Source organism: Microcystis sp. M53603_WE2 (assembly GCF_030065435.1).
The window spans coordinates 1-7,664 of record NZ_JASJFF010000616.1; the positions used below are offsets into that span (position 1 = coordinate 1).

Consider the following 7,664-nt stretch of genomic DNA (forward strand, 5'->3'; position numbering starts at 1 on the left):
CTAAGACTTTAAGCCGAAATCTATTGCCCTATTTTAGCTGAAACAGTCCAGTAGGATGGGTTAGCGGTAGCGTAACATAATCGGGCGTTGGGTTTCATGCTTCAACCCAACCTACGTTCATCTTATATTTAATTCCACCCACCTACTTAATTAGGGCTGGCTGAAAAAGGTTGAGGGTTAGGAGTCAGTATTCCTGGACTTGCTCCATACAGAAATACTAAAAAATTAACAAAACCCTTATGAAGATTTTAACTCAGGCTCTGTAAGACTTTTAGCCATAGCTAGTATAATCCTAGGGGGGAGGTTCAGAAATAAAAGCATGAAAACTGACACGATTTTTTATCAACTCTTTCAATCATTCCCCTCTATCTTCTTTGAATTAATTCAACTCCCTATCAGCGAAGCCAATAACTACCGCTTTGACTCAGTGGAAGTCAAACAACTTTCCTTTCGTCTCGATGGAGTCTTTCTGCCTCAAAATAATAACCCCCAGACTCCCATCTACTTCTGTGAGGTACAATTTCAAGAAGATGAGGCTTTTTATCAGCGCTTTTTCACCGAAATCTTCTTATATCTCAGTAAAACTGACTTAACCAATGATTGGCGGGGTGTGATTGTCTATCCTAACCCTCAAGTAGAAACCAATCAAGTTCAACGCTATCGGGAACTCCTCAACTGCGAGCGAGTCAGACGGATTTATCTGAATGAATTAGAAAACATTCCTCAAACTTCGATTGGTTTAGCCAAAGTGCAATTAATCACCCTATCTAAAGCAAAAGCGCTTGATAGCACCCGAAAATTAATCCAAAGAGTGAGAGAAGAATTAACCCCCGACCAAAAACCCCAAGAACTCTTACAATTAATAGAGACGATTCTCGTTTATAAGTTACCGCTTCTCAATCGTCGGGAGATAGAAACTATGTTTAGTTTAGATGAATTAAAACAAACTCAGTATTTTCAAGATGTGCGCGAGGAAGCGCGTCAGGAAGGCATTGAGCAAGGCATTGAGCAAGGCATTGAGCAAGGCATTGAGCAAGGCAGACTAAACAAAGCACTAGAGGCGGTCCCTCGTTTGTTAGCCTTAGGGTTAAGCGTTGAGCAAGTCGCATCCGCCTTAGAGTTAGAGGTTAAACAGGTTAGAGCTATGCAAAAAGGGACATAAGACTATATCGCCCCCTAACCAAAAAGGAAGGCGTTTAAACCTTCCTTACCATAGAATTGGTCATTTATTGACGTTTGCGAGCCAATAAACCCAGAGAACCCACCGCTAATAAGCCTAAAGGGGTACCTGGTTCCGGGGTTGTCTGTGTCTGGGTGCCTTGAATGGTCCAGTTAGCAGCAACTATATTACCTGATACATTGGTCAAATCGACAGAGTAGTTCAAATCATTAGTAAAGTAAATGCCATTGTCTCCATTCACGAACCATGCGTTAGGTGTTTGTGTAGAATTGGTTGAGACGACATTGACATTAGAGTAATCAATCCAATCAGAAGGAACAGAGGTTAATTGTCCTAAGGCATTGGTGACAAAGCTTCCTATACTACTACTCAACCCATCACCCCCATTAGGATTAAAGGTGGTAACGTGGGCCCCATTACCAAAATTGAAGGTGACACTCACAATGTTGCTGGCGGTCCATGTGCTTGGGGGGAAAATTCCGGCACTTTTTCCCTGAAAATTAGGTAATTGACCACCTGAAAATGGGTAAAACCCCACACCCCACACCCTGCCACCAGGAAAAACTTTTTGCCGCAAACCCTAATTAGGGTCTATAGAAAAAGTTCCTAACCGTAATTCCCCTGCTGCTGTCCTTCGACCTGATTCTTACCGAGAAGGAGATCAAGTCAAAAAAAGAACCCTTGCCAACATCTGAAACTGGCTCTCAAAGGGGAAGTCCAGTCATAACTTCTACTGTTTCTCCCGCTTGTATAGTAGTTTTACCCTGGGGAATTATGGCTAAAGCATTAGTACCCGCTAAATTAATTAAATTAGCCGAATTGTGTTGTCCGGGAGCAAGTTGAAATTGATAAACTCCCTCGATAATTTCTATTTTTCCCCAGAGATAAACTTCTCTTTGTCCCTGAGATTTGAGAGTATCGCGGGTGACAACTCGCAGAAATTTGTTCTGATAATCTGTCAATCCCGATAATTTTTTAATTGCCATTTGCACGAAGCGCCAACAGGAAACTAAAGCAGAGACGGGATTACCGGGGATACCAAAGTAAATACAACCGTTAGGAAAAGTAGCGAAGGTTAAGGGTTTACCCGGTTGAATAGCAACGCTGCCAATCAGAATTTTTCCCCCTAATTCCCCTAAAATTCCCTCGATATAATCGTAATCTCCTACGGAAACACCGCCGGTGGAAAGGACGATGGCACTAGAATTAATGGCTTTTCTGATAGTTTCTCTGAGAAGATCGGGATTATCTTTGATTATACCTAAAGGTCTGGGAATTGCCCCTAAACTGGCGACAAATGCGGTTAAAGCGTAGCGATTTGAGTCAATAATTTGACCTTTTTGGAGGGTTTCATCGGGATTAATTAATTCATCTCCCGTGGAGAAAATTGCCACTTGGGGACGGGAAAAAACTGTTAATTCGGTAGCTTGTGCCGTGGCTAAAACCGCTATTTCTGGGGAATTAATGGCAAGACCAGCTTTTAATAAAGTATTTCCCGCTTGATAGAATGTGCCGCGTTGACGCACGAAAAGACCTATTTTTTCGGGAGGGATAAGAATCACCACTCGCTCCCCTTGTTTTTGAGTATTTTCCTGCATAATAATCGTATCACTGCCGGCGGGTAACATCGCTCCTGTAAATATTCGGGCTGTTTCTCCTGGTTGAATAATTTTTTCGGGGACTTTGCCGGCGGGAATTTCGGCGATAATCTTTAAAGTAACGGGATTTTCTGGATTAGTGTCTTTGACATCTTCGTAGCGGACAGCATAGCCATCCATAGCAGAATTATCCCAATAGGGAAAGTCTAAATCACTGCTGATATCTTCGGCTAAAATGCGCCCAAAAGCTGCCTCTAGAGAAACTTTTTCTGTTTCTTGTCGGGGTTGAATTTGAGTTAAAATTATAGATTCTGCTTCTTTGACTGAGTACATGGATTAAACAAACAAATGAACCGATTAGCTAGATTAAGGGTGGAAGATATACAAGCTTGGGTCGGGGAAGTGCATTTATCGGATAGGAAGGGTCAGACTCCCTATTATATACCGGTTTTGAACCAAGTTCATCCCGAGGTTTTCGCTCTCCAGATTCACTGTCTTGAGGGGGAGATTTTGTCTTGGGGAGATGAAACTGTAACTTTTCCTTTGATGAGTGTGATTAAACCTTTTTTGTTATTATATCTTTTAACCCATTTAGGGGAAGATGCTGTTTTTCGTCGCGTGGGAAAACAAGCTTCTAGTTATCCTTTTAATTCCTTAACTCAACTGCAAGAGGATCGCGGTTTTCCCCGTAATCCTATGATTAATAGTGGTGCGATCGCATTGGCGGATTTATTAGCAGGAGAAACCCCGGAATCTCGCTGTGAAAATTTGCTTTTATGGTTAAATGAAATGGGTAATTGTCAATTATTTTTAGATCGATCTGTGCTTGAATCTGTTCACTCTTATCCTAATGTTCACAATCAAGCTTTAAGCTTAGAATTAGAAAAAAATGGTTATATCAGTCATCGTTATTTAGCTCTAGAAACCTACAATCAAATCTGTTGTTTATCTGGAAAAATTGCCGATCTTGCTAATTTAGGTAAGTTAATTTTAGCTTCTTCTTTTGCCGAAATTATTCTAGAAATTATGACTAATTGTGGACTCTATGAAGCTTCCGAAAAATTTGCTATTGAGGTGGGGTTTCCCACTAAATCGGGAGTTAGTGGGGCCCTATTATCAATTGTACCGCAACAGGGAGCGATCGCTTGTTATAGTCCTCTGTTAAATGAGCAAGGTAATTCAATTTTAGGACTTAATTTACTAACATATATCAGTCATTTTGTCAAGTAAATTTAATCTATGAAAATAAGCTTTAATTCCTCAAAAAAATGCCGATACTTTTTCTGATTTTTCTGGCCAAGTACCGTGAAAACTGGGAGGGATAAAGTTGATTTTGTCAAGGATTGTTAAGATGCGCTTACCCTGATAATTCCAGTGATCAATTGGCTATCCTGATCATCTCTGGTGATTTTCCCGCAGCATAAATATCCCACATTGTCCGATAAGCTTTTTCTAAATTGCGGGTAAAACGAAGCGTATCAAATAACGGATAAGTAAGACGATTTTGTGCTAGTTTCTGTTTAATTTCGTGCAATTTATCAGGAGATTTTGCTAAATTAATCGCTAAATTTTTATACTCCTCTAAATTCTTAGTAATTAATTCAGGTAGGCCCATAGCTGTCAGTAAACTAGCACCAACACGGGAAGGAAAAGTTGCACCTGGACAAGTTATAATCGGTAAACCTGCCCATAAAGCATCACTTCCAGTCGTATGAGCATTATAGTATAAAGTATCAAGAAATAAATCAGCTAGTTGATGTCGCGCCAAATGTTCCGGCTTAGGTTCGAGATGGGCAAAAATTAAGCGATCGCCCTCAATTCCTCGCGCTTGTGCTTCCCGACGTAGATTTGCTTCAGCTTCAGCTACTCTCGAAAATAACCATAACACACTACCTGGAACATTTGCCAGAATTTCCATCCATACAGTGAATATTTGCGGCTCAATTTTATAGGTATGGTTGAAACAACAAAAGACAAAACCCGATTCAGGAAGACCATAATGGGAACGAGTAACAGGTTTAGATGATATGATTTGTTGATAATCATTAGCCTGATAACTATCCGGTAAAATTACCAATTTTTCAGTAAAATTATCAGGAAATTCCGGTGGGGTAACTATGGCATCACCAATAATATAGTCGATAAAATCTGCTCCCATTGTCCCCGGATAAACCAAATAATTAACTTGAATCGGTGCAGGTTTTAAAGCCAATATTTGTGTCCGCGCTTTATCAATATATCCCATCAAATCAACTAAAATATGCACCCCATCATCAAAAATCCGTTGTGCAGACTCCGTAATTGATAAAGTAGCAATATCATAAAAGCGATCACAATCATTAGCAATGCGACGACGATACTCACTACCATCATCAGGACCATAGGAATAGGCAATTATTTCAAAGTTATTGCGATCATGTAAACCAAACACACTTTGCATCAAATGACTGGTGGGATGATTACGAAAATCATGGCATAAATAACCTATTTTTAATCGTCCAGATCGGGTGCGGGAATGGTTAAAGTTGAGGGGTTTAGTCCCTAAGGCTAATTGTCTTTTAATCTCTTGAGCATAGTTACAAGCTACTTTCAACTGTTGACTAGCAGACCAAGGTTTATATAAGCTATCAAAGGGAGTTACTGCGGTAGATTTTCCCTCTTGTAACTGGTTTTCGGTTAATTGCCAAAGTTGGATTAAATCAGCTTCTCTTGTCTCCCAATTACAAGTCATTTCCTTCATAGAAAATAAGCAAGCAAAAGCCTCTGGGGAATTAGGTTGAATGGCTAAAGCTTGCTTAAATACGCTCATAGCTGCTTCTACTTTGTCCTGTCTTCCTAACGCTAAAGCTAAACTATTGTAAGCTTTAATGTATTTAGGGTTAAGCTTAATTGCTGTTTGGAAATAAGCGATCGCTTCTTCAATTTTTCCCTGTAGTTGTAACACATTTCCTAAATTAAAGTGTGCTTCTGGATAATTAGGGTTTTTCCTGATTGCTTCTTGAAAATTGACCACAGCATCCCCTAACTTATCCTGCATTTGTAAGACTAAACCTAAATTATTCTCAGCAAAAGCATAGTTTTGATTGCTACGAATAGCTTGGTTAAAGCAAATAATCGCCTCGTCTAAATCTCCCTTGCTAACTGCTATTATTCCTAAATTATTGTGGCTTTCTGCATAATTAGGATTAATAAGTAAAGCTTGCTTGTAAGCCAAAATAGCTTGATCAATTTGTCCTAAACTATCCATGATTACCCCCAACTGATGCCAAGCAGCTGCATATTGAGGATGTTGATTAATTAATTGTTGATAGAGAGCGATCGCTTCTTCAAGCTTAAGCTGTTTTTGCAAGGTGTATGCTTGCTGATAAAGGGTATCTGCTGGGGAAGTATCAGGCTGATTATTTGCTAGATTTCCTCCAACTAAAGGAGAAATAGGATCAAGAGTAATAATTTTACTGATGTCATCATTTTGGAATCCTAAAGCTTGGGGACGTTTAACTCCTTCTAAGACTTGTATATCATAAAGTTCAGTCACTTCACCTTCTAAGCGTATCCAGTGAACAACTTCACCTGTTTTCAAATCAATAATTAGCAGACCACAGCGAGGGTCTGCTTCTTTAGCCATTAAATTATCATCTAAGATTAACCCCGAAAAAGTCTTATCTACCCCACGATTTTTAGATAATCCAACAATGGCATAATTTCCGACAAATGCTAAACCGCGCAGAAAACCAGGACAAAAAGTAACAGGCTCAAAAATGCCTTTGTCTTGATCAATATAACCAAAGTAACCCGTACCCGCATTTAATAACCATAACTTACCCTGATAAAATCGGGGAGAATGAGGCATAGATAAACCAGTAGCAATCACTTCATTAGACTGAATATCAATGACACAACCGCCAGTTTGTCTTCTGTCTCTCCACCCATCCACCACATCTGATTGACTACAAGCGGTGACATAACGCGCCTTCCCATCTACCAAAGCTAAACCATTGAGATGACAACGATCTTCATTGACTAAAGCGGAAATAAACGATGGTTTCCATAGGGGAATACAACTATGGCGATCGCTGACTGTCGCCAGACAATTTAACATCGTACTGATAAATACAATTCTTTCAGAGAGATTTTCTATTGCCAAATCGTGAATATCTAAATCCCCAGTAGTATAACTAATGCGGGGGATATAAAGTTTATCGTAACCATCATAAAGTTGTTCGGATAATAGCACATTATCTAGTTGCCAGATTTGATAGCGGGAACTAAGATAAATCCTTTCTGGGGTAGCATATAAACCCATGGCGCGGTCAAATATCCGCTCAAATCCCGACATCCCCCTGTGGGGGTTAACTCCTAAAAACATCAGTCGAGAACTTTGATAGGTAGTAAAAGCCAGACTAATCTGCTGAGACTCTAACCAATCGATGAAGTTACGGGAAGCAATTATCTCTACGGGAATAGATTGATTAGTATTGGGAGTTGATTGATTCATCATAACCACAAAGACACAAAGATTAGCCAGTAGGGTGTGTTAGCGATAGCATAACGCACCAATTTAATGATAGAGGTGGTGCGTTACGGCGGATTGTTAATTTTGGTTTTTTGACCGAATTGATGGCCGCAAATACGCACCCTACACCTAAATTAGGTGTGTCAGTCCACTACGATTTATGTTTTTGTTTGAGCGCGATCGTTTATAATCAAAATATCATTATTTTGGGTTTGCTGAATAAGTACGGGCGAAGCATTCGGATAGAAAATCTACCTTTTCACCGATAGGTTATTGTCCGAATGCTTCGCCCCTACAGGACGCGGGCCGATGAAGACGCAAGGTTTTGAACGACGATTCTCTCAAAATCTTGCACCTGTGGGAGCGAGAAAAG

General features: G+C 40.0%; 5 protein-coding genes. 2 read left to right on the top strand and 3 right to left on the bottom strand.

Annotation, left to right across the window (positions count from 1 at the left end; all coding sequences use genetic code 11):
- Positions 1–319: 319 nt before the first annotated feature.
- Entirely contained in the window at positions 320–1,162 is an 843-nt protein-coding gene (locus PX481_RS13110; RefSeq protein ID WP_288094708.1) for an Rpn family recombination-promoting nuclease/putative transposase, read from the top strand.
- Between the two features lie 64 nt (positions 1,163–1,226).
- Here PX481_RS13110 and PX481_RS13115 read toward each other — a convergent pair whose 3' ends face one another.
- On the bottom strand, positions 1,227–1,658 hold the full coding sequence (locus PX481_RS13115) for a PEP-CTERM sorting domain-containing protein (RefSeq protein ID WP_155120452.1): 432 nt from the start codon (positions 1,656–1,658) through the stop codon (positions 1,227–1,229).
- Positions 1,659–1,884: 226 nt separating this feature from the next.
- The gene (locus PX481_RS13120; protein ID WP_288094709.1) at positions 1,885–3,111 is read right to left on the bottom strand and encodes a molybdopterin molybdotransferase MoeA; all 1,227 of its coding nucleotides are present in this window, start codon (positions 3,109–3,111) and stop codon (positions 1,885–1,887) included.
- A 15-nt stretch (positions 3,112–3,126) separates the two neighbouring features.
- On the opposite strand from PX481_RS13120, the gene PX481_RS13125 reads away from it, so the two are divergent.
- Positions 3,127–4,008 (top strand): glutaminase, encoded by an 882-nt coding sequence (locus tag PX481_RS13125; RefSeq protein WP_002762285.1) that lies wholly within the window; start codon positions 3,127–3,129, stop codon positions 4,006–4,008.
- Positions 4,009–4,156: 148 nt separating this feature from the next.
- Here PX481_RS13125 and PX481_RS13130 read toward each other — a convergent pair whose 3' ends face one another.
- The gene (locus PX481_RS13130) at positions 4,157–7,276 is read right to left on the bottom strand and encodes a TIGR03032 family protein (protein WP_288094710.1); all 3,120 of its coding nucleotides are present in this window, start codon (positions 7,274–7,276) and stop codon (positions 4,157–4,159) included.
- Positions 7,277–7,664: the final 388 nt, after the last annotated feature.

Bases quoted from the DNA above. Each gene is read 5' to 3' on its own strand.
- PX481_RS13110 (WP_288094708.1), top strand. From the start codon at position 320: ATGAAAACTGACACGATTTTTTATCAACTCTTTCAATCATTCCCCTCT.
- PX481_RS13120 (WP_288094709.1), bottom strand. From the start codon at position 3,111: ATGTACTCAGTCAAAGAAGCAGAATCTATAATTTTAACTCAAATTCAA.
- PX481_RS13125 (WP_002762285.1), top strand. From the start codon at position 3,127: ATGAACCGATTAGCTAGATTAAGGGTGGAAGATATACAAGCTTGGGTC.
- PX481_RS13130 (WP_288094710.1), bottom strand. From the start codon at position 7,276: ATGATGAATCAATCAACTCCCAATACTAATCAATCTATTCCCGTAGAG.